Consider the following 22,406-nt stretch of genomic DNA (forward strand, 5'->3'; position numbering starts at 1 on the left):
AACGGCGCAAGTCATCGACACGCAACGGCGCGTGCGATTCATCTCGTGCACGCATTGCGCATGAGCGAACGCGAATATCGGCGACACGCATACCGCGTGTCGCGCTGCCTGATGCTTACTGGCTCGCCGGCGCGTCCGGCTTTTTCTGCAGTCTCGGCGGCAGACGCCAGTTGCCGCTGCGCTGCAACCCGTCGACGAACTTCACGCGCTCTTCGGGCGTCAGCGTCGCCGCGAAATCGACGACGCTGCGTTCGACCTGCACGCGCATCGCGGTATCGGCCGCGCGCGTGCGGTCGAGTGCGGCGTCGATCGCCGCGCGATCGAGCTGCGGCGCGGCGAGCAGATCCAGCACGGTGATCCGGCCGTCGCGCCCTTCCCGCGCGAAATCGCGGCCGTTCTTGCGCGCGGCCTTCAGCGCGGCGGCAAACTCGCGCTGCCGCGCATCGGGCAATTCGTCCGCCGCGAAACGCAACGCGGTGCGTTGCGCGGGCGCGCCTGCCGCAAGCTGGTCGCGATGCGTCGAGAACCACTGATACACGCCGCCGCCGATCGCGCCGAGCATGAACACGTTCAGCACGACCGAGCCGACGAGGATGAATTTCCAGCCACGTTCGCTCATTCACCACCCCAATCCACGCTCGGGCCGCCGAACGTCGTCGTCAGATAGTCCGGCTCGTGCGGCGACGTCGGCACGCTGCCGAGCATCAGCATCGACACGGCCACCGCGCCCGCCAGCGCGCCGGCCAGGCCGACGCCCGCGAACGCCGCGCCCGACCACCACACGGTGCCGCGCCGTCGCGCGCGTTGCGGCGCGGGTGCCGACGCGACGATGCGCTCGACGAGCGCCGGTGCAGGCGGCATGACCGTGTCGTACGAAAGCCATGCATCGAGGTCGGCGGCATCGTCCAGTGCCAGCAGCGCGTCGCGCGGGTTCGCGCGCGCCCACGCCTCGGCGGCCGCGCGCTCGCCGTCCGGCCAGCGCCGCGCGTCCGAGCCGTACGCGGCGACGATGGTGCGAAATCGTTCGGGTGTCATCGCTTGTCCTCGCTAGGTGGGTCGCCGGCCAGTTGCGCGCGCAGGTTGCGCCTCGCGCGGGCGAGCAGGCTTTCCAGCGCATCGACGGTGATGCCCATCAGGTTGGCCGCTTCCACATTCGACATTTCCTGATAGTACTGGAGCACGAGTGCTTCCCGCTGCCGCGGCGGCAACGCGGCAAGCGCCTGCCGCACGCGCGCGTCGCGCGAGCGCAGTTCCGCATGCAGGGCCGGCTCCGGTTGCGGATCCGGCACGTCGGGCAACGTATCGACGGGCTCGTCGCGTCGGCCGCGCAACCGGTCGTAGCACAGGTTCAGCACGACGCGATGCAGCCACGTGTCGAAGCGCGCCTCGCCTTCGCGCCAGCGCGGCGCCTGGTTCCAGATTCGCAAGAACGTCTCCTGCGCGACGTCCTCGGCTTCGTTCCGGTCGCCGAGCATGCGCGTCGCCAATGCGAGCAGCCGCGGCAGCTTGCGCGCGACGAGCACGCGCACCGCCGACGAATCGCGCGCGCCGACGCGCGCGACGAGTTCCGCGTCCGGATCGCGGTCGCCGCGATCGTTCAACGCCGCCTGCTCCGTCGCGCAGCGCGATTGCGCCGCCCTGCCGCCCGGCTGAAGCTCATCGTCGTGCTCTCCTTGCATGCGTCGGGCCATCGCCGCGTGGCGCCACGCCGACGGTTCGGCGGTGCCGTGCGCATCGCGCGCGGCGTCGCACACGGCATCGGCCATGTCCGTTTCATCGACATCCGTGTCGCGCAGCATATCGATCCTGTCGGCCGGTTACGCGACCGTCGGCCGGCGTGCTCAATATACGACGACCGGCGCGGGCCGGTAATACACCGGACGCGCCGGCACCACGACGCAGCCGGCCAGCACGATGGCCGCGGCCGCCAGTATCACGATGGTTCGAAAAGGCATGGCTTCGACTCATGACATTGCGTGAAGGATCCGCCGCACCGGCACGATGTTCCGCGCGGCGGCGCGCGCATCAGGCCCAGTGGCCCGGCACCCAGCGCCAGGCCGGGCCGCGCGCGGCCCAGTGCCCGGGCACCCAGTGGTAACCGACGCGCACCACTTGCCAGTGGCCCGGAATCCAGACGTAGCGGCCCTGCCGCCAGTGCCAGTGGCCCTGGTCCCACACGTAGCCCGCGCGCGGCGCCGGCATCACTTCGACGCGCGGCGCCGGCGGTGCGTAAGGTGCGACGATCACGGCCTGCGCGAATGCCGCCGCCGCCGCCAGCGCGGCCACGCATCCGGCGGCAAACCGCAATGGAACAGAAAGTTTCATGAAAGACTCCGAAGTAACGGGCATCGACCGGAAGCGGCCATTCATGCGTTAAACGGAGCGGGCGACAGAAATCCGTCGCGGTATCGGCGAATAAATTTCGGGCGGATCGAACGCGCTTTGGCGCGGGCCGGCTGCCGCGCGATGCGCGGGCCAGCGTATCGGCCGCCATACACGAGCTTGCCGTGCTGTCACAACGCGGCAAAACTGCCCCTCGACAATGCGTGTCACCGGGATCCCGCTCGTTTCCGGCCCACGCCCCGGCCGCGCTCGCGCATGGCCGCGCGGCTCCACCTTTCGCGTCCCCATCAACGAAAACTACGACCATGTCGAACCAGGACAATCTCCCTGATCAGCCGAACGAGCCGGCCGCGTCGGTGTCGCGTCGCGGCTTCCTGAAACTCGCCGGCGTATCCGGCCTTGCGACCGCTGCCGGCGGGCTCGCGGCCGCCCGGGCCGCCGCGTCGAATCCGGACGGCACGCCCGAACAGGTCCACCTGACGTGGGGCAACGACCCGACGTCCGAAGTCGTGATCTCGTGGGCGTCGCTCGCACCGGCCGTCAATCCGCGCGCGCGCATCGTCGCCGACGGCGAGCCGCCGCGCACGGTGCACGGCGTCCAGCGCCTGTACACCGACGGCCTGAACGGCGAAACCGTGTTCGCGTACCACGCGCGCGTGCACGGGCTGAAGCCGGATACGCGCTACCGCTACGAGATCACGGCCGACAACGACAGCAACGCCGCGCAGCCGTTCGCCGCGAATTTTTCGACCGCGCCGCGCGGGCGCGCGCCGTTCCGCTTCACGAGCTACGGCGATCTCGCGACGCCGAACGGCGCATGGGTGCTGTCGTCGCCGCAGAGCCGCTTCGCGGTGCAGGCCGTCGAGCAGTTCCAGCCGCTGTTCCACCTGCTGAACGGCGACCTCTGCTACGCGAACCTGAACCCCGCGCACCAGCCCGAGGTGTGGCGCGACTTCGGCAACAACAACCAGACGTCGGCCGCGAATCGCCCGTGGATGCCCTGCCCCGGCAATCACGAGATCGAGTTCAACAACGGTCCGCAAGGGCTCGACTCGTATCTCGCGCGCTATACGCTACCGGAGAACGGCACGCGCTTCCCGGGCCGCTGGTACAGCTTCCGCGTGAGCTCGGTGCTGTTCGTATCGCTCGACGCCGACGACGTCGTGTACCAGGACGCCGCCGCGTTCGTTGGCGGCCCCGCGCCGCTCGTGCCGGCCGCGAGCACGGGCCGCCCGCCGATCGAGCCCGGCACGTCGTTTTACGTGCGCGGCTACAGCAACGGCGAGCAGACGCGCTGGCTCGAACACACGCTGCGCCATGCGGCGCATGACGACGACATCGACTGGATCGTCGTGCAGATGCACCAGGACGCGCTCAGTTCGTCGAAGACGGGCAACGGTTCCGACAAAGGCATTCGCGAGGCATGGCTGCCGCTGTTCGATCGTTACGGCGTCGACCTCGTGCTGTGCGGCCACGATCACGACTACGAGCGCAGCTACCCGGTGCGCGGCTGCAATCACCGCGCGGGCGTCGATGCGTCGACCGGCGAAGTGGTCGAAACGCTGCAGCCGCGTCCGGTCGGCTCGAACGACCCGGATCGCACGAAGTTCGACACGAGCCACGGCACGATCCACCTGATCCTCGGCGGCGGCGGCACCAGCGCACCGCTCGACGTGTACGGCGAGAACCCGTCGACCGGCTTTGCGCGGGCGAAGGTGTTCACGAAGCCGAACCGGCCGGTGCCGGGCACCGCGCCGAACACGTTCGTGCGCCAGCCGGCCGATGCGCTCGAGGATGCGATCTGGTCCGCGCGCCGCGATACGGGCACCGGTTACGGGATCGCCGTGTTCGATCACGACCCGGGCAAGCCGGGCGGCCACACGACGATCACGATGCGCTACTACCACGCGCCGGGCGCCGATCAGCACCCGACCGCGCAGTACGAGCTGTTCGAGACGATCGAGTTGAGCAAGAAGCGGCACGAGCGGTGATCGGGCCGGCGCCCGCTGCGGCGGGCGCCGGTTGCATCGCCATCGAGGAATGGGCGTGCCATGACGCGGGTTAGACTGCGTGCCTCGCACACCGGCCCATGAAGATGAGTTTCGAATACCGCATCCACACGACCCCGTCGGCCGACGCATTCGATGCAATCGCGGATGCACTGCGGCAAACGCATGGCGACATCGACGTCGATCCCGGCAGACGACGGCTTGAAATTCGCGATGAAACCGGCAACTGGCCGCTGATCGGCCTGTTGACCGACGAACACGGGTTCTTCCTCGTCACGACGCTCGGGCCGACGCGGGACGCGATGCTCGACGCGATCGGACGCGCATTGTCGGCAATCGGTGCGACGTGGCGCGTCGACGACGTGTGACCGGCTACCGCGTTCCGCACACGCGCCTGAATCGACCGCACGCACCCGGCCGCTCCCCCGCCAACGTCCGCCGCTCGGCCGCTCCCCGGCTCCGCCCCTTTAAACTATGCGTATCCGGCGTAATAGCTGCATTGCATCGCCGGTTGCGGCTGCCGCTCCGCGTGGCGGCCGCAACCGGATTTTTCCGTTCGCGATGACGGCACACGCGAGCGGAACCGAATCATCCGAAATCGAATTTGAATGTTGAAACAGGCAGGAAGCATGAAGCGCAACAACAAGAACAAGGCAACGCTCGCCGGGCTCGGCGCGGTGCTGTTGTGGGCCTCGGTGGTCGCCCTCGTCCGCGGGGTCAGCGAAAGCCTCGGTGCGACCGGCGGCGCCGCGATGATCTACACGGTGGCGTCCGTGCTTCTGCTGTTTTCGATCGGCTTCCCCGACCTGAGCAAGTTCCCGAAAAACTACCTGCTGTGGGGCGGGCTGCTGTTCGTCTCGTACGAGCTGTGCCTGGCGCTGTCGATCGGGTATGCGAGCAACGGCCGGCAGGCGATCGAAGTCGCGATGGTCAACTACCTGTGGCCGAGCCTGACGCTGGTCGCGGCCATCGTGTTCAACAAGCAGCGCGCCAACCTGCTGGTCGTGCCCGGCGTCCTGCTGTCGATGCTCGGCATCTGCCGGGTGCTCGGCGGCGACCAGGGCCTCGATCCGGCCGGCATGCTGCGCAACGTCGCGGACAATCCGCTGAGCTACGGCCTTGCCTTCTTCGGCGCGCTGATCTGGACCGGCTATTGCACGGTGACGGCGCGCATTGCCGACGGCAAGAACGGCGTGACGCCGTTCTTCATGCTGGTCGCCGCGGCGCTCTGGATCAAGTTCGCGATCGAGGGCGGCGGCGGCATGACGTTCAGCCTTCACGCGGTCATCTATCTCGTGCTGGCGGCGTCGGCGCTGGGGTTCGGCTACGCGGCGTGGAACACCGGCATCATGCACGGCAACGTGACGATCATCGTCGGCGCGTCGTACCTGACGCCGGTACTCGCCGCCGCGTTCGCCGCGACGCTGCTGCGCGCGCCGCTGTCGGTCGAGTTCTGGCAAGGCGCATTGATGGTGTGCGGCGGATCGATCCTGTGCTGGCTCTCGACGCGCAGCCGACGCAGTGAAAAGGCAGCGCCCGTGCGGGTCGGGAAGGATGCCGAAGGCAATTGCCCCGGGTGACGATGCGGGATGCTTCCGACGGGAGGCAGGGTTGCCCGCTCTAGCTTCGCGATTCCAGCGCGATACGCACCGCCAATCCGGCCAGCACGGAGCCCATCAACCAGCGCTGAACCGACGCCCAAACCGGTCGCCCCGCCAGAAAACCCGCGATGGAACCGGCCATGCAGGCGATCAGCGCGTTGACGCTGACACTCACCGCGATCTGCACGCAGCCGAGCGCCAGCGATTGCGCGAGCACACTGCCGTGCCCCGGTGAAATGAACTGCGGCAGCAGCGACAGATACATCACCGCGATCTTCGGATTCGCGAGGTTCGTGACGAAACCCATCGTGAAGAGCCTGACGCGGCTGTCGCGCGGCAACTGCCTGACCTGGAACGCGGAGCGGCCGCCCGGCTTCAGCGCCTGCCACGCCAGATACGACAGATACAGCGCACCGGAAAAGCGCAGCGCGTCGTACGCATACGGCACGGTCATCACCAGCGCGGTGATGCCCAGCGCCGCGCAAACCATGTAGAAAACGAACCCCAGCGCGACGCCGCCGAGCGACACGAGCCCTGCGCGGCGGCCCTGGCAGATCGAGCGCGAAACCAGGTAGATCATGTTCGGTCCGGGCGTCAGCACCATGCCGAGCGACACGAGTCCGAACGCAAAAAGGGTGGGCAAAGCCGGCACGGCAGGCTCCTTCGCGGCAGGGCAGTCAGGGTGACGAGGTTCGAACACTGTATTGCATCTCGATCATCCTCGGCATGAATAAACTGCAAGCCGCCCATGAGCGTCGTTCATCTAGCCGGCCGAGCTACCTGCCCTTTTTCGCACGCGCGTGGATCGCTTTCGCGGCTTTGGCGCGTTGTGCGTCGACGAGCCTCACGAACTCGTCGGTGACCGCGTTGCCGGCCACGTTCCACGACAACCGCACGGAACGATGCAACCTCGGCGACAGTTCCAGCACGCGGCCGCCGAATGGCGTGTACGTAAGCGTGATGCGCGGCACGATCGATACGCCCATGCCGGCCTCCGCCATCGAAAGAATGGTGCGCATCTCCACTACGTTGAACGCCGCCCGGAGCGGCGCGCCGCCGCGTGCGAAGTAATCCGCGATCACCGGCCCGCACCCTGCCTTCGAGAAAATGAACGGTGCCGCGGACAACTGTTTTGCAGACACGCTCTTGCGGCCGCCGAACATGCCGTCCGGCGCCACCGCGACAAAATCCTCGTCGAGCAGCGGCAGAGTGTGTGCGAACGTCTTCGTGCCGGCCACCACGCCGATGTCGGCCGTACCGTCGTCGATCCACCCTTCGACTTCGCCGTCCGTGCCTTCGAGCAGCACCGCCGACACGCCCTGGTGCATCTCCTTCAACGCCTCGAGCGCGGGAACGACGAACGCCAGCGAGACGCTCGGCAGCGACGCAACCACCAGCTTGCCTTCGAGCTTGCCGCGCGACAGGCTGAATTGCTGGCGCAGCAGCTGCGCCTCCCGCACCACGCTCTGGACGTACGGCCACAGGCGTTCGCCCGCCGCCGTCAACACCACCGGCTGCCGGTCCCGCCAGAGCAGCTTGACCTGCGTGATGTCCTCCAGCTCGGTCAATGCATGGCTGATCGCGGATTGACTGCGGCTGAGCCGGTCGGCCGCGGCCGTGAGCGAACCGAGTTCGACTACGGCGGCCAGTGCCTGCAACTGGGCAAGCGTCATCGGGTCTCCTTGTTCCGGTGTATGTGAATTTCACATGAGGCAGTGAAGCATCATGAATTATATTGAACCGCCCCGACAGTATCTCAAACGGCAGTGCGCCATGCCCCGCGCTGCGCCGCGGTCGAATCGAACATCCACGGCAGCGCGCAGGCAGGATGCACGTTCGATCCGCCGCGTCGATTGCATGCGCACCGGCCGGCGCTCGAGAATCCATGTTGAAGCACACCGCCGCATTGCTCATGCTTGCCGATACGACCTGCCGGCCTGAATCGGGGCCGCGCGCCCGCCGGCCGCACACGAATAGCCGGCACGCGGGCAAGAAATGGCGGCGGCCCACCGCCATCGATCGCGCATGCGTTATGAAAGCTGCAAAGCGCAGTATTCGCGGACCCGGCGTATCGCTCCGCCCGACGGCGCGACGATACGTGACCGGCTTTGCTGCCCGCACGCTGACGCCGACGTCAGCGCTGCCCCGTTTTCAAAGGCACGAGATGGAAACCTATGTGTTGCTGGGCTGCGGACTCGGCCTTGGCCTGTTGATCGCCGTCTGGGGAATCTGGTCTCTCCGGTAAGCCGTTCAGGCTCCGTTCTTCCGAAAGGAATCCGTATGAAGACGGATGGGGAATTGTAGTTTCAGGCAACCCATTTCACCCGATTGCTTCGCAGTCCAATTCAACTTCACATCGTCGATACGTCCGCGACGGTAGCGCCATGCGTGACCCGTTCGGCCCCGCGCGCTGCCCGGTTCCCCAAGACGCGTTAGACTGTTTCGATGGAACAATGCCGTTATTGCCAGAGAATCCGCGATGAATGGGATTGCCACGGGGACGAATGCCGCCGGGCAATCGCAAAGGCGCTGCGCCGGCAGCGCGCGGGCCTGCCGATGGTGCCCGATCGCATCCGCAACGAACTGCCGTCCGGCGCGCCGACCCAGCAGGTGATCGCCGTCCTGTCGCGTCAGCGCCTACGCGCGCGCCGCGGCAACGAGGAACGCCGGGAGCGCAAGGAAATCGACGACGACGGCGTCTGATCCGGCCGCACCGCGGCCCGCCCGCGTCATCTCCACCTCCGCCGTCCTCCCCCGCCACCGGGCGTCCGCCCGTATCACCGCGCCCTTGCAAATTCGGCAATACTGAATGGGGACAGAAGACATTTGCCCCGGGATTATTGCCTCCGCGACAACGATCTTTCGCTGAAATCCACGTTTACCCTGAATCGACCGACGCCTACGATGTAATCAACCGCTTACGACATGGTGTCGAACGCGGAAAGCCAAGACAAACATCGGAGGTCATCATGAAATCGCTCGTTTCCGCAGTCGTTGCCGCTGTCGCCCTGTCCGCTTCGTTCGGCGCATTCGCCCAAAGCACCGTGACCCGCGCCCAGTTGCGCAACGAGCTGGTCCAGCTCGAAAAAGCCGGCTACAAGCCGGGCCTGTCGAGCCCGCACTACCCGGCCGACATCCAGGCCGCGCAAGCCCGCGTGCGCGCCGCCGACAATACCGGCTACGGTGCGCAACCGGCCGCGACCGTCCAGGGCGGCGCACCGGCCGCCAAGGCGCAAAGCCCGCGCGACTCGGTCTACTTCGGCCACTAAGCCTGCCGCTGCGCGCCCCGCGCGCAGTCCGCACATGCAACGAGCCCGTCCGTGACGGGCTCGTTGCGCTTGCATCGCGTGTTTTACCGGCCGGCGCCCGATGCGACGCGGCCGGCCCCGGCTTCGTCCGGCGCAGCGCCGCCGCCGACCAGGTCCTGATAGCGCACGTACGCGCACTGCGCGGACGCCTTCGCCGCATACATCGCCGCGTCGGCCTTGACGAGCAGTTCCTCGGCCGATGCGCCGTCGGCCGGAAACTCGCTGACGCCGATGCTCGCACCGACGGCCACGCGCCGGTCGCCGAACTCCAGCTCCTCCGCCATCACGATCTGGATCCGCGACGCGACATCGCCGATCACCGCCGGTGAACGCACGTCCGCAATCAGCACGATGAATTCGTCGCCGCCGAGCCGCGCGACCATGTCGCCGTTGCGCAGCACGAGGCTCAACCGCTTCGCGACCGCGACGAGCGTACGGTCGCCGGCCGAATGCCCGTGCTGGTCGTTGATCTGCTTGAAGCGGTCGAGATCGACGAACATCACGGCCAGCCCTTCGTGCACCGCGGCCGCATGCCGGATCGCGGCATCGAGATGCTCCATGAACAACAGGCGGTTCGGCAGCTCGGTCAACGGATCGTGGCCGGCGAGGTGCGTGAGCTCCTGCTGCTTCGCGCGCAGCATCGCGACCTGCGTGCGGATCTCGACACGCATGCTGTCGAAACAGCGCGCGAGCACGCCGATCTCGTCGGCGCGCCGGACCGGAAGCTGTTCGGCGGCCGGATCGTCGAACACGTGTGTCGCTGCGCGCGCGAGCGCCTGCAGCGGCCGCGTGATCGCGCGCGCGAACAGGATCGCGAGAATCACCGCCATCAGGCTCGATACGAGCACCATCCGGACAATCCGTCCGCCGAGCATGCCGGCCGGCGCCAGCACGTCGGCAAGCGGACGCGCCATCCCGAGCACGACGAAGCGGTTGCCCTCGTCGTGCCCGAACGGCGTGCGCGCGAACGCGAACATCTGCCCCGGCGCGTCGTCGGGCTGCTCGAGGCCGTTGAGCGTCACGCTCGTGCGCGTGCTGTCGAACAGCGCGCGCGTGACGGCAAAGCGGTCCTGCATCAGCACCCGCAGGCCGCGATCGAAGCCGAACGTCTGCGTCGGATCGGGATGCACGAGGAAATCGCCCCACTCGTTCGCGAGATACACCGCATAGTCTTCCGGCAGATCGCGTTCGAGCCGGTCGACCACGCGCGACAGCTCGACGTCGACGACCAGCGCGCCGACCGTCTGGCCCGACGTGTCGACAACCGGCGTGCCCACGCGCAGGATCGGCAGCCCTTCGGCCTCGTGCGAACCCGTCTCGTGGTTGATCACGATCGGCGACAGGTAGATATGGCCGGGCGCCGTCGCGAGCGTATCGAATACGTAGGAAAACTGTCCTTTCTCCTGGAACGCGCTTTCCGGCAGCACGACGACGCCGCGCGCGTCGCGAACGACGCGGATGTGTTCGAGCCCGAAATTCCCGCCCGCGATCAGGCGAATCTGCAGGTATTCCGGATGATTTCTCATGAAGCTGCAATACACCTGCTCGAGCCGCGTGCGTCGCGCGCTGTCCGGATTGTCGCTGCCCGCGACGAGCGCGGACGACGGCAACTGCGCGAGCACGAGCGCATCGGCGGCAACGTCGGACAGCGCGGTCGTGAAGCGCTGCCCGAGCAGTTGGGTCGACATCAGCAGGCTGTGCTGCGCTTCCTGCACGAGCATCGTGCGGTTCGCGCGATACGCGTAATAGCCGGTCGTGCCGGACGCGATCACGCCGATGCACGCGAGCAGCACCGACAGCTTCGACGTGAGCCCGAGCCGGATCATTTGTCGAACCGCTCCGGCCGGTCGCCCGACACGATGCGGCTCCACAGCGATTCGCGCCGCGCGATGTCTTCGACGGGCTGGAGCCACACGAGATGCTGGTGCCCGGTGTCGAGGCCCGGTGGCGGCTCGAGCGTGTTCGCGAGCCCCTGGCGCTCGGTCAGCAGCGCGCCGATCGCCGGTTCGAGCATGTAGTTGATCCACGCGAACGCGAGCTCGGCATGTTGCGCGCCGCGCGTGACGGCCCAGCAGTCGAGCCATGCAAGCGCGCCTTCGTCCGGGATCACGTAGCCGACGTCCGCGCCGGCGCGCCGCAACAGCTCGACCTGCTGCGTGCCGTAGTTGCCGAACATCAGCGCCGCTCGATGCTGGATGAACAGCGCGGTCGCCTCTTCGGGAAGCGTGTAGTACGTCAGCAGGTTGCGGCGCAGGTCGATCAGCTTGCGCGCAACCGCGAGCGTCTGCGCGGGCGACAGGCGGAACGGATCGGGATAGCCGAGCGCCAGCGCCGCGAACGAGAAATTGTGCTGCGCGCTGTTGAAGTCGAGCACCTTGCCGCGGTAGCGCGGATTCCACAGCTCGCGCATCGAGCGCGGCGCGGCCGAAACCTGCGTGCGGTCGTAGATCAGCCCCATCGACGAATACGTGAACGGAATCGCGTAGGTCGCACCGTCCTGCACGAGCCCGCCGATCGTCGCGAGCTGCCGGAAGTTCGGCAACTGCCGCCGCCGGTTCGGGATGCGCGCCAGGTCGATCGGCGCGAGCAGACGTTCGTGCGCGTAGCGCTGGATTTCGGCCGTGTTCGCAGCCAGCACGTCGTATGGCGGCGGCGCCGCGCCGTGCATCCGCGCCCACAGCGCTTCGTCGGAATCGACGAACGTCACTTCGACACGCACATGAAACTGCGCCTCGAATGCGCTGACGACGTCGCGGTCCGCATAGCCGGGCCATGCCAGCACGCGCAGCACGTTGTCGTTGACGGTTTCAGGAGAGTCGGCGAAAGCCGACGGGCCAGGCGCAAGCAAGCCCAGTGTCAGGATGATGAACAGCGCGCGCACGGCACCGCGGGCGCGCGTACGCGCGCCGATTCCCCTGATCAAGCGGACCCCGTATGAATCGCTCGGCTGCATTCGACCATCCTTTTTCGAGTCGATGCGATATCCCGCAACAAGACCATAAAAAATATGGGCGCGCAATTGGAAATAGCCGCACACGGCAGGTGTTGCGCATGCAGACATGCGACATGCCCGGCGCAGTGTCGATCCGGAATCGTTGCGGGCGCACGAACGCGGCAAGCCGGGCGACGAATGATCAGAAGAAAGCGCGTTGCCGGACGCTAACCGGTTCGCATTTCGATGACGACGCATTGCATGCGTTACATACTTGCCCGCGGCCGTCGACGCCGATTGCGTCGGTCAGCCCCATTCGCGGAAATGACCGTCAGCACGATACCGGCCTGAACTTCGCGATCCGCTTCTTCATCACATGGCTTCCGAGCTACCTGCTGCCGTCGTGCGGCTTCTCGCTCGCGTCGCTCGGCACGTGGGGCATGCCACCCTCGCTTTTCTTTTCGGGCCGCGCATCGGACAATGACCCGCGCCCGCCGGCGCGGCGCCAATCCGGCCCGCGCGCGGCGACGGCGCCCCCCGTCCACGCCGATGAAACGCTACGAAACCCTTGCACACACGATCGCCGACGATATCCGCAACGGCAACCTCGCGGCCGGCACGCGCCTGCCGTCGCTGCGGCAGATCATCGCGCAGCACGGCGTGAGCCAGTCGACGGTGTTTCGCGCGTACTACCAGCTCGAACAGTGGGGGCTGATCCGCGCGCGCGAACGCTCGGGCTACTACGTCGCGCCGGGCGCCATGCCCGGAGCAGGCCCAGCCGCGAAGCGCCGCGCGAGTCGTGCCGGCGCATCGCGCAAGGTCGACATCAGCGACCTCGTGTTCTCGGTACTCGATGCCGCCACGCAGCCCGGCATCGTGCCGCTCGGTTCCGCGTTCCCGGCGCCGCAACTGTTTCCGCTGCCGCGCCTCGCGAAGTCGCTCGCGCAGGCCACGCGGCTCGTCAGCCCGTGGAGCACGGTCGTCGACCTGCCGCCCGGCAACGAGGCGCTGCGCCAGCAGATCGCGCGGCGCTATCTCGCGACCGGCGTGTCGCAGCCGATCGACGAGATCGTCGTCACGAACGGCGCGCTCGAAGCACTGAACCTGTGCCTGATGGCCGTCACGCGGCCCGGCGACGTCGTCGCCGTCGAGGCGCCCGGCTTCTATGCGGCGCTGCAGGCGATCGAGCGGCTCGACCTGCGCGCGGTCGAGATTCCCGTCGATCCGCGCACGGGCCTCGATCTCGATGCGCTCGCGAACGCGCTCGAGCGGCACGACATCCGCGCGTGCTGGTTCATGACCAATTTCCAGAATCCGACCGGCGTCACGCTGTCCGCCGAAAAAAAGCGCGCGCTCGTCGACATGCTGGCGGCGCGCGAAGTGCCGCTGATCGAGGACGACGTCTACGGCGAGCTGCATTTTGGCCCCGACTATCCGCTGCCCGCGCGCGCGTATGACCAACACGGCCTCGTGATGCACTGCAGTTCGTTCTCGAAGACACTCGCACCCGGCTACCGGATCGGCTGGGCCGCCGCCGGCCGGTTCGCGGAGAAGGTGCAGCGGCTCAAGCTGATGACGACGCTGTCGGCGAGCATTCCCGCGCAGGCCGGCATCGCGAACTATCTCGAGCACGGCGGCTACGACCGCCATCTGCGCAAGCTGCGCGGCGCGCTGCACACGCAGCTCGACCGGATGGACGACGCGCTGCGGCGCTGGCTGCCGACCGGCGTCGAGTGGGTGCGGCCCGAAGGCGGGTATTTCCTGTGGCTCGCGTTCCCCGACGCGATCGACGCGATGGAACTGCATCGCCAGGCGGTCGCGCGCGGGATCAGCTTCGCGCCGGGGCCGCTGTTTTCGGCCGCGCACGGCTTCGAGCGCTGCGTGCGCGTGAACTTCGGCCATCCGTGGAGCCGCGACATCGAGCGCGCGATCCGCGTGCTCGGCGAGCTGGTCGCGCAGCCTTCGGTTCGCAAGGGCGGTTAAAGCGCGCGATGCGTATCATGCGTGCTGCCGCCGCACGGGCCGCGGCCATGCAGCCGATCCGCGCGCGGGTTACCTTGCCGGTCTCGCCGCTTTTTCACGATTTCCCATGAGCCAACTGCCCTACCTCGATCACGACGCGCTGTTGAAACTGACGGCCGAAGCGGCACACGTCACGCAGCCGTGCACGTGCACGAAAACCTCGCTCGCCGAATGGACGAGCCTGCCGCTGTCGCTGCAGGACACGCAGCTGACCGAAGTAGCCACGCTCGCGCCGCCCGGCGATGCGGAGCCGACCTATGCGGAATATCATCCGGCCGGTACGCGCTACGCGTCGGACGATGCGCCGATCGCGCTGCGCCATTTCCCGTACAACCGCTGCAACGTCAGCCGCTGCCGCTCGTGCGGCCGCCTGTTCCTGCGCTATCAGGAAGGCGGCGGCTACTTCATCGACCAGCGCATCCGTGCGCTCGATCCGGCGCTCGTCGTCGACGCCAACGCATAAGACACATCAACCGGCCACGGGTATGCACGACGCATGTCCGGCCCGCCGCGCCCGCCATCTGCTGCGCCCTTTTCGTCCCGATCTGCTGCTTGTCCCGCCGCACCGCGTTCCCTACGCTGTCTTCCGTTGCCCGACATCCGTCGCAACGCCCCTCCGAGCCGTGCGCATGCCGCGCCGCGGCTCCTCTCGCGTATCACGTCATGTATCGATATACCGATTTCGACCGGGCGCTCGTGCTGAGCCGCGCCGCCCAGTTTCGCGACCAGCTCGAACGCTGGCAGCACGGCACGCTGAGCGAAGACGCGTTCCGGCCGCTGCGCCTGCAGAACGGCTGGTATGTGCAGCGCCACGCGCCGATGCTGCGCGTCGCGGTGCCGTACGGCGAGCTGTCGAGCGCGCAGCTTCGCATGCTCGCGCGGATAGCGCGCGACTACGATGTGCCCGACGACGCCACCTACCGCGCCGCATGCGACGCGCAGGCGTTGCTCGGCACGCTGCGCCTGCCGACCCGCAGCGCGCACTTCACGACGCGCACCAACGTGCAGTTCAACTGGATTCCGCTTTCGAAGGCGGCCGACGTGATGGACCTGCTCGCGACCGTCGACATGCACGGCATCCAGACGAGCGGCAACTGCATCCGCAATATTTCGTGCGACGAGCGCGCGGGCGTCGCGCCTGACGAGATCGCCGATCCGCGCCCGTTCGCCGAAGTGATGCGCCAGTGGACGACGCTGCACCCGGAATTCGCGTTCCTGCCGCGCAAGTTCAAGATCGCGATCACCGGCGCCGCCGAGGACCGCGCGGCGACCGACTGGCACGACGTCGGACTGAAGCTCGTGCGCGACGATGCGGGCGAGCTCGGCTTTCGCGTGAGCGTCGGCGGCGGGATGGGCCGCACGCCGATGATCGCGACGCTGCTGCGCGCGTTCCTGCCGTGGCGGCACGTGATGAACTACATCGAGGCGATCGTCCGCGTGTACAACCGCTACGGGCGGCGCGACAACAAGTACAAGGCGCGGATCAAGATCCTCGTCAAGACCGAGGGGCAGCGCTACATCGACGACGTCGAGGAGGAGTTCCGCCAGATCGTCGACCACGACGGCGGCCCGCACACGATTGCGCAGGCCGAATTCGATCGCGTCGCCGCATCGTTCGTGCCGCCGCGGCTCAAGCCGCGCACGCTCGACCTGCCCGACGCGAATGCGCGCATGTCCGCGCAGGCCAGCCGCCATCCCGCATTCGCGCGCTGGCTCGCGCGCAATGTCGCCGATCATCGCGATCCGGCGCTGCGCATCGTCACGCTGTCGTTCAAGCGCCGCCTGCAGGCACCCGGCGACGCGTCGCCGGACCAGCTCGACGCGCTCGCCGATCTCGCCGACCGCTACTCGGCCGGCGAGGCACGCGTCACGCACACGCAGAACGTCGTGCTGCCGTGGGTACACGTCGACGACCTGTTCCTGCTGTGGGAGAACGCGCGCGTGATCGGGCTCGCCAGCGCGAACGTCGGGCTGCTGACCGACATGATCGCGTGCCCGGGCGGCGACTTCTGCGCGCTCGCGAACGCGCGCTCGATCCCGATCGCCGATGCGATCGCCGAGCGCTTCCAGGATCTCGACCTGCTGCACGACGTCGGCGACATCGACCTGCACATCAGCGGCTGCATCAACTCGTGCGGCCACCATCACAGCGGCCACCTCGGCATCCTCGGCGTCGACAAGGACGGCGCGGAGTGGTACCAGGTGACGCTCGGCGGGTCGGACGGTTCGACCGCGAGCGGCCCCGCGCGGCCGGGCAAGGTGATCGGCCCGTCGTTCTCGGCGGACGAGATCGTCGATGTCGTCGACGCGATCGTCAACGCGTATCTCGACGCGCGGATCGATGCGAACGGCCGCAGCGAACGATTCATCGACACGGTGCGCCGCATCGGCGCGGAACCGTTCAAGGCCGCCGCGAACGACGCGCGCCACCACGCGGAGCACGCATGAATCCAGCCAGCGACAACGCAAGCACGAACGCACGCATCCGGCTGCTGACGCCGGCCGAACACGCGGGCGATACGCAGGAACACGACGATTCGACGCTGACGATCGGCAACGACGAGGAACTGCCGCCGCTTGCCGCACGGATCGCGCAGGCCGCACGCATCGACCTGCAGTTCCCGTCGTTCACCGACGGTCGCGCGTACAGCCAGGCGTACCTGCTGCGCAAGCGCTTCGGCTTCGCCGGCGACCTGCGCGCGACCGGCGACGTGCTGGTCGACCAGCTGCTGCTGATGGAGCGCACGGGGTTTTCGAGCGCGGTGCTCGGCGACGACACGGACATCGCGGCCGCGCGCCGGCAGCTCGACCGGTTTCCGGGCTTCTATCAGCGCGATGCGAGAACGGCAACGCCGCCGCACGGCACGGCGACGCAGGCCGGAAAATGAAACGGGCGGCACGCTGGCCGCCCGTACGATGAACCGGAAGCAAACCGGCCGGCGCCCACCGCGAAGCGGGCACCGGCGTTCAGCGCGCCGCCACCGGCTTGCCGAACCCGCCGAGGATCTTCTTCTCGAGCGCGATGTAGTCGCGGCCGAAGTGGTGATCGCCCTGCGTCTTGATCACGTCGGCACCGGTGTTCACGAGCGCCGGGCACATCGTGTCCGTCTCTTCCGCGCCGTAGAAGCACTGCACGAGCTGCGGCGGCACCTTCGCGATTTCCGGCGCGACCTTCAGCGCGTTGTCGCTCGCGGGCATGCCTAGCCAGCCTGTCACGCGGATCTGGAAATCGGCGGACGGCGCGAAGCCGAGCAGCGACATCACCGCGACCTTGTCGCGCAGGTCGGCCGGCAGCCGGTTGTACGCGAACGGCATCACGTCGGCGCCGAACGAATAGCCGACCAGCGCCACGCGGTTCGCATGCCAGCGCGTCATGTAGGTGCGCATCACGCGCGCGAGATCGCGGCTCACCTGCGCGGGCGGCTTCTCGCTCCAGAAGTAGCGCAGGCTGTCGATGCCGACCACCGACACGCCGTCGCGCTGCAGCGCCTCGGCGATCGTCTTGTCGAGATCGCGCCAGCCGCCGTCGCCCGAGATCACGATCGCGAGCCGGCCGCTGCCGCCCTTGGCCGGCAGCTCGACGAGCGGCAGGTCCGACACGTCGAGTTCGTCGCCGCTGCCGCCGCTGTCACGCAGGTGCGACGTAACGAGCGACACGAGCTTCGTGGTGTCGCCCGCGGCAGCCGTTTCGACGAAACCCGGCATCGCACGGCGCACGATCGTCGGATCGGGCGGGCACGGCTTGAAGCGCGGATCGAGCTTCGGTGCCGGGTTGACCGATACGACGCCGGCGATCGTGTTCTCCGGCGCCATCGCCAGGATCTGCTTCGCGATCGCGCCGCCCCGGCCCACGCCCGCGACGATCGGCGTGAAATAGCGCGACGACTGCGCCAGACGTTCGAGCTGGTGGCTGACCGCCTCGGCGTCGCCGTCGAGGTGGTGGCAGGTCTCCTGCTTCGCGGCGAGGTTCGTCGCATAACGCTCGGAATCGACGCCGACCGTCATCGCACCGGCCTTCGCGAGCGCGTCGGCGGCCTGCTGATCGGCGGCATTCCAGCCGGCCTCACGCGAGAACAGCACGACGAAACCGCGCAGCGGCCCGCTCGGCTTGGTCACGGTAACGGGCCCGTAGCGGCCGCCCGACACGGTTTCGGCCTTCACGGCGGCCGGTTGCGCGGCGCACGCGGCGCCGGCCAGCATCATTCCCGCGCAGGCGGCTGCCGCCCGCGCGATTCCCTTCTTCGACATCATGAACGCCGACCTCCAGCCAGCAATGACAGATCCGCAAGCGTGACGAACACGCCGACCGAGCCCGAGGCCGCGAGGTAACGCGGCTCCCAGTGCGGTTCGAACTTGCTCTTGAATGCGCGCAAGCCGCGGAAGTTGTAGAAGCGGCCGCCGAAGCGCCAGACCATCAGTCCGAGCCGGTGCCACGGCGACGGCATCTTCGCCGCCCCCATCCCCGAGAACGGCGCGATGCCCAGGCTCAGCTTGCGGAAGCCCGCTTCCTTCAGATGCAGCGCGAGCTGCGTAAACAGATATTCCATCGCGTACGGCGACGCGTCCGGCAGATGGCGCATCACGCCGACCGTCGCCTCGGTGTTGAGGTCGGTCGTCATGAACGTGACGAACGCGATCGGCTTGTCGGCCTGCCGCACCAGCATCACCGACTGCGTCGCGAGATAACCGTCGTGGAACGCGGCAACCGAGAAACTCTTCTCGCGCGCGTCGCGGCTGTCGAGCCAGCCGTCGGAGATGTCGCGCAGCGCCGGCAGCGCGACCGGCACGTCGCCCGGCGCGATCACCTCGACCGTCAGCGCGTCCTTGTCGCCGCGGCGCAGCGCGTAGCGCAGGTGCGAGCGGTTCGAGCCCTTCAGGTCGAACTGGTCGAGCGCGATATGCGCTTCCTCGCCGAGCTTCATCAGCGTGAGACCCGCGTCGAGATACAGCGGCAGCGCGTTCGCGCGCACCTGATAGAACGCCGCGCGGCCGCTGTGCGCGTGCGCGAGCGCGATGAACTTGCCGATCAGCGCCGGCCATTCCTCGCGCGGCCCGACCGGGTCGTGCAGCGCGGCCCACGTACGGCCGTACTTCGCGTACATCAGGAACGCCTGGCGCGATTCCGAGAACAGGAACGACTTGTCGCCCATCAGCGCGAGGCCCGCATCGCTGCATTCCTGCGCGCGGATGATCCGTTCGGCGTCGAACAGGTCCTGCGGCGCGGGCTTCACGAAACGGCCTGGCGCCGGGCGCAGCAGTTGCCACAGCGCGAACAGCGCGACGAACACGCCTGCTGCGAGCGTCGCGCGCAGCGCACGCGGCGCGCGCGCGTCGAACGAGAAATGCGACCACAGCTCGCGCGTGTACGGCACGTCGCGGAACGCGAAGAACAGCACCCACACGGCCAGCATCAGCACCATCGTCACCGACACGAACCAGCTCACGGTGAAGCGCTCGGCGAGCAGCGACGAATGGCGGTTGAAGCGGCGGCGGCTGACGAGCAGCAGCACGAGCAGCGTGCCGAGCACGCCGGCCTCGACGAAGGCGAGGCCCTTCGCCAGCGACAGCGCGAGGCTCGCGAGCGTCAATGCGAAGGTCATCCACCATGCGCCGTCGAGGCGGCGCAGCAGCCCGCGCGCGACGAACAGCAGCGCGACGCCGAGCACGCTGCAGATCACCTGCGAGCCTTCGAGCACCCACAGCGGCACGAGGTGGCGCAGGATCGCGATCCGGTGCCAGAACGCGGGCGTCGCGCTCGAGATCACCAGCATGCTGCCGACCGCGAACGTCACGAGGCTCAGGAACAGCGGCGCGAGCTGCGACACGCGCGCGGCCTGCCGCGTCACGAGCCGGCGCCGCAGCGCGCGGCCCTCGAAACCGGCCAGCAGGCCGGCCGACAGCACGAGCGGCACGCCGAAATAGATCGCGCGATACGCGATCAGCGCGGCGACCATCGCATGCGCGGGCACTTCGCGGCCGAGCGTGAAGACCATCGCGGCTTCGAACACGCCGATCCCGCCCGGCGTATGGCCGATCATCCCGAGCAGCAGCGCGGCCGCGTAGACGGTGATGAAGGTCGGGAAGCCGACCGGCGCCGCCGGCAGCAGCACCCACAGCGTCAGGCCCGCCGCGACGACGTCGAGCACCGCGTAGACGACCTGCATGACGAGATCGCGCCGCGCCGGCACGTCGAACGACAGCCATTTGAAGCGCGTGACGACCGGGCGCGCGGTGTTGCCGCACATCGCGACCAGCGCGGCCAGCACCACGAGCAGCGCCGCGCCGCTCCACGTGAGCACGCCGGGCGCGACGTGCAGCATCGCGGCGAGCGCCTCCGGCACGCAGACCATGCCGACCGCCGTCATCAGCACCATCGCGAGCGCCAGCGTGCCGCTGGTAAACACCGTCATCCGGCCGATCTGCGCGGGCGTGACGCCCGACACGCCGTACACGCGCGCGCGGACCGCGCCACCCGTCAGCGCGCCGAAGCCGGTCGCGTTGCCGAGCGCGGAACCGGCGATCGCGCCGATCCACAGCGCGACGCGCGGCACCTTCGCGGCGACATAACGCAGGCCGACCGCGTCGCGGGCGACGAGCGCGAGATAGCTGAGCGCCGTCGCGGCCAGCGACGCGCCCCATTCCGCGGCGGACATGTGGCGCAACTGGCGGATCACCGACCGGTAGTCGACGGATTCCGACAGGTGCTGGAACACGACGATCAGCAGCAGGCCGATGCCGAACGCGAGCAGCGGCGACAGCACGCGCTCGTTGCGAACCAGCGCCGAGACACGGGCGATCGCCGCCGCGGCACGGCCCGGCGACCCAGGGTGGCGGGAAGACATAGGTTATTCAGTGGTGGTGCATTGCGAGTCGCGGCGCGGGATGGCCCGGCGGCGACATATCTGGTTGTTCTGCGTGGGCGGTCGGCCGAAAGTGAAGGCAGGGAGCGCCTGAATCAGAACTTACAAGTATACGGGGCTTATATTACAAAATCTTTCAGACTCGCATTGTGCGGTTTTGTGGCACGCGGGGCGCGTTAACATCGCATCAAAATCGTGCGGCCGAAAAACACAAGGTGCGCATCATACCGGGAACCGGAACGGTTTTTTCATCTGATGAATGACTTGTGATGCATTTGGGAGAAATCTGCCGGACCGGTCCGCACGGTCGAGGACAAACGGTACGTCCGTAGCGGTGTTTGGTAATGGGGGACGGTCGGGTCAAGGAGGATGCAGTTCGTATCCGTAAAGGGTCCGAGCTCCCTCTCCAATCCGCGTCATCGAAGCCGTGTCGTTACCTGGAAGCAGAACGACAGGATCGACTGCGCCGCGCCGTGCCTCACTTCGCCCGCTCATGCTCCCCCAACCCGATCGCCTTGTAGTCGTAAGTCGGATAGAACTCCGTCCGATATGCACCCCACGCCGTATCCTCGAGCACGCGATTGACCTCGCGCAGCCGTGACGCCGGCAATCGCAGCACGACGATCTGCCCGATCCCCATCGTCACGGTCCAGCTCACCACCTCGACACCCGGCGGCGGAAAAGCCTTGTAGAACCCCTGCTTCGCGAGCTGCGCATTCAGCTCGGCGAGCGGGCGCGACTGGTCGTGCTTCAGGAAGACGGTCAGCAATACCGCGTTGTCGGGCGTCGCGGTGGCCGTGTCGGCAGGCACGGTCGACGTTTGGCCGACGGCTGGTGCGCCGCAGGTCGCGGCGGCCGCCAGCACGGCGGCGATCGCAAGGGTTCGAATCGGGAAATGCGGGAATGCCGGCATGACGAGACTCCGTGGTTTCGTGGGTGGAGCCGTCATCATGCACCGTCGCGCGAATCATCCGCGTCGCGGTCGTGAACCCCGGCCCGTACAGCACCGGCTTCAACGACCGGATGATGGAAACGATACGGCGCTGGCACGATCCGGCCGTCCACACCGTGACGCCCGAGCGCCTGACGTTCCCGCTCGAACAGCACGACCCGGAGGAAATGATCGCGAAGATGGTCGACGTGATCGAAAGCGACGGCGGCGCATTCCGCAACCTGCTGCCGCAGTCGTCGGAAGCGTTCGTGCGCGCCGAACAGGCGCGCGCGTGGGATCGGCAGCAGTGACGCAAGCTGTTGGCGGCCGACGAGTCACACCGCGTCCGTCATCGACCGCCATCCCGGCAGCCCGGACCGCCGCCGGCTGGCCGGCCACC

General features: G+C 68.0%; 21 protein-coding genes and 1 pseudogene. 11 read left to right on the forward strand and 11 right to left on the reverse strand.

The window, feature by feature from the left end:
* Nucleotides 1-115: 115 nt before the first annotated feature.
* The 4 genes from ACNQQL_RS10940 to ACNQQL_RS10955 all read right to left on the reverse strand — a co-directional run bounded on the left by ACNQQL_RS10940 (nt 116) and on the right by ACNQQL_RS10955 (nt 2,325).
* A complete protein-coding gene (locus ACNQQL_RS10940) occupies nt 116-619 on the reverse strand; it encodes a periplasmic heavy metal sensor (RefSeq protein WP_347064117.1) in 504 nt (167 codons plus the stop codon).
* Nucleotides 616-1,035: a hypothetical protein gene (locus ACNQQL_RS10945; RefSeq protein ID WP_072438661.1), complete on the reverse strand. Its 420-nt coding sequence runs from the start codon at nt 1,033-1,035 to the stop codon at nt 616-618. The genes ACNQQL_RS10940 and ACNQQL_RS10945 overlap by 4 nt, the downstream gene beginning before the upstream one ends.
* A complete protein-coding gene (locus ACNQQL_RS10950; protein ID WP_347064118.1) occupies nt 1,032-1,799 on the reverse strand; it encodes an RNA polymerase sigma factor in 768 nt (255 codons plus the stop codon). The genes ACNQQL_RS10945 and ACNQQL_RS10950 overlap by 4 nt, the downstream gene beginning before the upstream one ends.
* Before the next feature lie 226 nt (nt 1,800-2,025).
* Nucleotides 2,026-2,325, reverse strand: coding sequence for a YXWGXW repeat-containing protein (locus tag ACNQQL_RS10955; RefSeq protein ID WP_347064119.1), 300 nt, complete (start codon nt 2,323-2,325; stop codon nt 2,026-2,028).
* 323 nt (nt 2,326-2,648) lie between these two features.
* Between ACNQQL_RS10955 and ACNQQL_RS10960 the strand changes: the two genes are divergently transcribed.
* From ACNQQL_RS10960 to yddG, 3 genes are all read left to right on the forward strand, one after another.
* Nucleotides 2,649-4,334 carry a metallophosphoesterase family protein gene (locus ACNQQL_RS10960; RefSeq protein WP_347064120.1) on the forward strand — a complete coding sequence of 562 codons (1,686 nt, stop codon included), beginning with the start codon at nt 2,649-2,651 and terminating at the stop codon, nt 4,332-4,334.
* Between the two features lie 98 nt (nt 4,335-4,432).
* Nucleotides 4,433-4,720: a hypothetical protein gene (locus tag ACNQQL_RS10965; RefSeq protein ID WP_347064121.1), complete on the forward strand. Its 288-nt coding sequence runs from the start codon at nt 4,433-4,435 to the stop codon at nt 4,718-4,720.
* Between the two features lie 261 nt (nt 4,721-4,981).
* Complete coding sequence (gene yddG / locus ACNQQL_RS10970; RefSeq protein WP_347064122.1) at nt 4,982-5,932, forward strand: aromatic amino acid DMT transporter YddG; 951 nt, start codon at nt 4,982-4,984, stop codon at nt 5,930-5,932.
* A gap of 40 nt (nt 5,933-5,972) precedes the next feature.
* Here yddG and ACNQQL_RS10975 read toward each other — a convergent pair whose 3' ends face one another.
* Nucleotides 5,973-6,605 carry a LysE family translocator gene (locus tag ACNQQL_RS10975; protein WP_072438670.1) on the reverse strand — a complete coding sequence of 211 codons (633 nt, stop codon included), beginning with the start codon at nt 6,603-6,605 and terminating at the stop codon, nt 5,973-5,975.
* Between the two features lie 124 nt (nt 6,606-6,729).
* Nucleotides 6,730-7,626 carry a LysR family transcriptional regulator gene (locus ACNQQL_RS10980; RefSeq protein WP_072438672.1) on the reverse strand — a complete coding sequence of 299 codons (897 nt, stop codon included), beginning with the start codon at nt 7,624-7,626 and terminating at the stop codon, nt 6,730-6,732.
* 212 nt (nt 7,627-7,838) lie between these two features.
* Here ACNQQL_RS10980 and ACNQQL_RS10985 point away from each other — a divergent pair, with 212 nt between their 5' ends.
* From ACNQQL_RS10985 to ACNQQL_RS10995, 3 genes are all read left to right on the forward strand, one after another.
* The gene (locus tag ACNQQL_RS10985) at nt 7,839-8,198 is read left to right on the forward strand and encodes a hypothetical protein (protein WP_347064123.1); all 360 of its coding nucleotides are present in this window, start codon (nt 7,839-7,841) and stop codon (nt 8,196-8,198) included.
* Nucleotides 8,199-8,398: 200 nt separating this feature from the next.
* On the forward strand, nt 8,399-8,656 hold the full coding sequence (locus ACNQQL_RS10990) for a hypothetical protein (protein WP_006478949.1): 258 nt from the start codon (nt 8,399-8,401) through the stop codon (nt 8,654-8,656).
* Nucleotides 8,657-8,922: 266 nt separating this feature from the next.
* Nucleotides 8,923-9,222 carry a DUF4148 domain-containing protein gene (locus tag ACNQQL_RS10995; protein ID WP_072438676.1) on the forward strand — a complete coding sequence of 100 codons (300 nt, stop codon included), beginning with the start codon at nt 8,923-8,925 and terminating at the stop codon, nt 9,220-9,222.
* Between the two features lie 83 nt (nt 9,223-9,305).
* On the opposite strand, the gene ACNQQL_RS11000 is transcribed toward ACNQQL_RS10995, so the two are convergent.
* Both ACNQQL_RS11000 and ACNQQL_RS11005 read right to left on the reverse strand, forming a co-directional pair.
* On the reverse strand, nt 9,306-11,087 hold the full coding sequence (locus ACNQQL_RS11000; protein ID WP_347064124.1) for a diguanylate cyclase domain-containing protein: 1,782 nt from the start codon (nt 11,085-11,087) through the stop codon (nt 9,306-9,308).
* A complete protein-coding gene (locus ACNQQL_RS11005; protein WP_347064125.1) occupies nt 11,084-12,214 on the reverse strand; it encodes an extracellular solute-binding protein in 1,131 nt (376 codons plus the stop codon). The genes ACNQQL_RS11000 and ACNQQL_RS11005 overlap by 4 nt, the downstream gene beginning before the upstream one ends.
* A gap of 528 nt (nt 12,215-12,742) precedes the next feature.
* Between ACNQQL_RS11005 and ACNQQL_RS11010 the strand changes: the two genes are divergently transcribed.
* From ACNQQL_RS11010 to ACNQQL_RS11025, 4 genes are all read left to right on the forward strand, one after another.
* Nucleotides 12,743-14,176, forward strand: a complete 1,434-nt coding sequence (locus tag ACNQQL_RS11010) for a PLP-dependent aminotransferase family protein (protein WP_347064126.1) — start codon at nt 12,743-12,745, stop codon at nt 14,174-14,176.
* A gap of 106 nt (nt 14,177-14,282) precedes the next feature.
* Nucleotides 14,283-14,678: a hypothetical protein gene (locus ACNQQL_RS11015; protein WP_347064127.1), complete on the forward strand. Its 396-nt coding sequence runs from the start codon at nt 14,283-14,285 to the stop codon at nt 14,676-14,678.
* A 200-nt stretch (nt 14,679-14,878) separates the two neighbouring features.
* Nucleotides 14,879-16,663, forward strand: coding sequence for a nitrite/sulfite reductase (locus tag ACNQQL_RS11020; RefSeq protein WP_347064128.1), 1,785 nt, complete (start codon nt 14,879-14,881; stop codon nt 16,661-16,663).
* Nucleotides 16,660-17,103 carry a DUF934 domain-containing protein gene (locus ACNQQL_RS11025; RefSeq protein ID WP_347064129.1) on the forward strand — a complete coding sequence of 148 codons (444 nt, stop codon included), beginning with the start codon at nt 16,660-16,662 and terminating at the stop codon, nt 17,101-17,103. The genes ACNQQL_RS11020 and ACNQQL_RS11025 overlap by 4 nt, the downstream gene beginning before the upstream one ends.
* Before the next feature lie 79 nt (nt 17,104-17,182).
* On the opposite strand, the gene ACNQQL_RS11030 is transcribed toward ACNQQL_RS11025, so the two are convergent.
* From ACNQQL_RS11030 to ACNQQL_RS11040, 3 genes are all read right to left on the reverse strand, one after another.
* Nucleotides 17,183-18,466 carry a virulence factor family protein gene (locus ACNQQL_RS11030; protein WP_347064130.1) on the reverse strand — a complete coding sequence of 428 codons (1,284 nt, stop codon included), beginning with the start codon at nt 18,464-18,466 and terminating at the stop codon, nt 17,183-17,185.
* Nucleotides 18,463-21,057: a bifunctional lysylphosphatidylglycerol flippase/synthetase MprF gene (mprF, locus tag ACNQQL_RS11035; protein ID WP_347064131.1), complete on the reverse strand. Its 2,595-nt coding sequence runs from the start codon at nt 21,055-21,057 to the stop codon at nt 18,463-18,465. Before mprF ends, ACNQQL_RS11030 begins: the two co-directional genes overlap by 4 nt.
* 496 nt (nt 21,058-21,553) lie before the next feature.
* On the reverse strand, nt 21,554-21,988 hold the full coding sequence (locus ACNQQL_RS11040; protein WP_347064132.1) for a hypothetical protein: 435 nt from the start codon (nt 21,986-21,988) through the stop codon (nt 21,554-21,556).
* Between the two features lie 56 nt (nt 21,989-22,044).
* Between ACNQQL_RS11040 and ACNQQL_RS11045 the strand changes: the two are divergent.
* Nucleotides 22,045-22,317 (forward strand): annotated as a pseudogene (locus tag ACNQQL_RS11045) (short-chain dehydrogenase); the annotation flags it as partial.
* Nucleotides 22,318-22,406 lie beyond the last annotated feature (89 nt).

Origin of the sequence: Burkholderia sp. LFS061 (assembly GCF_047978125.1) — a bacterium.
Classification (GTDB): Bacteria; Pseudomonadota; Gammaproteobacteria; order Burkholderiales; family Burkholderiaceae; genus Burkholderia; species Burkholderia pyrrocinia_C.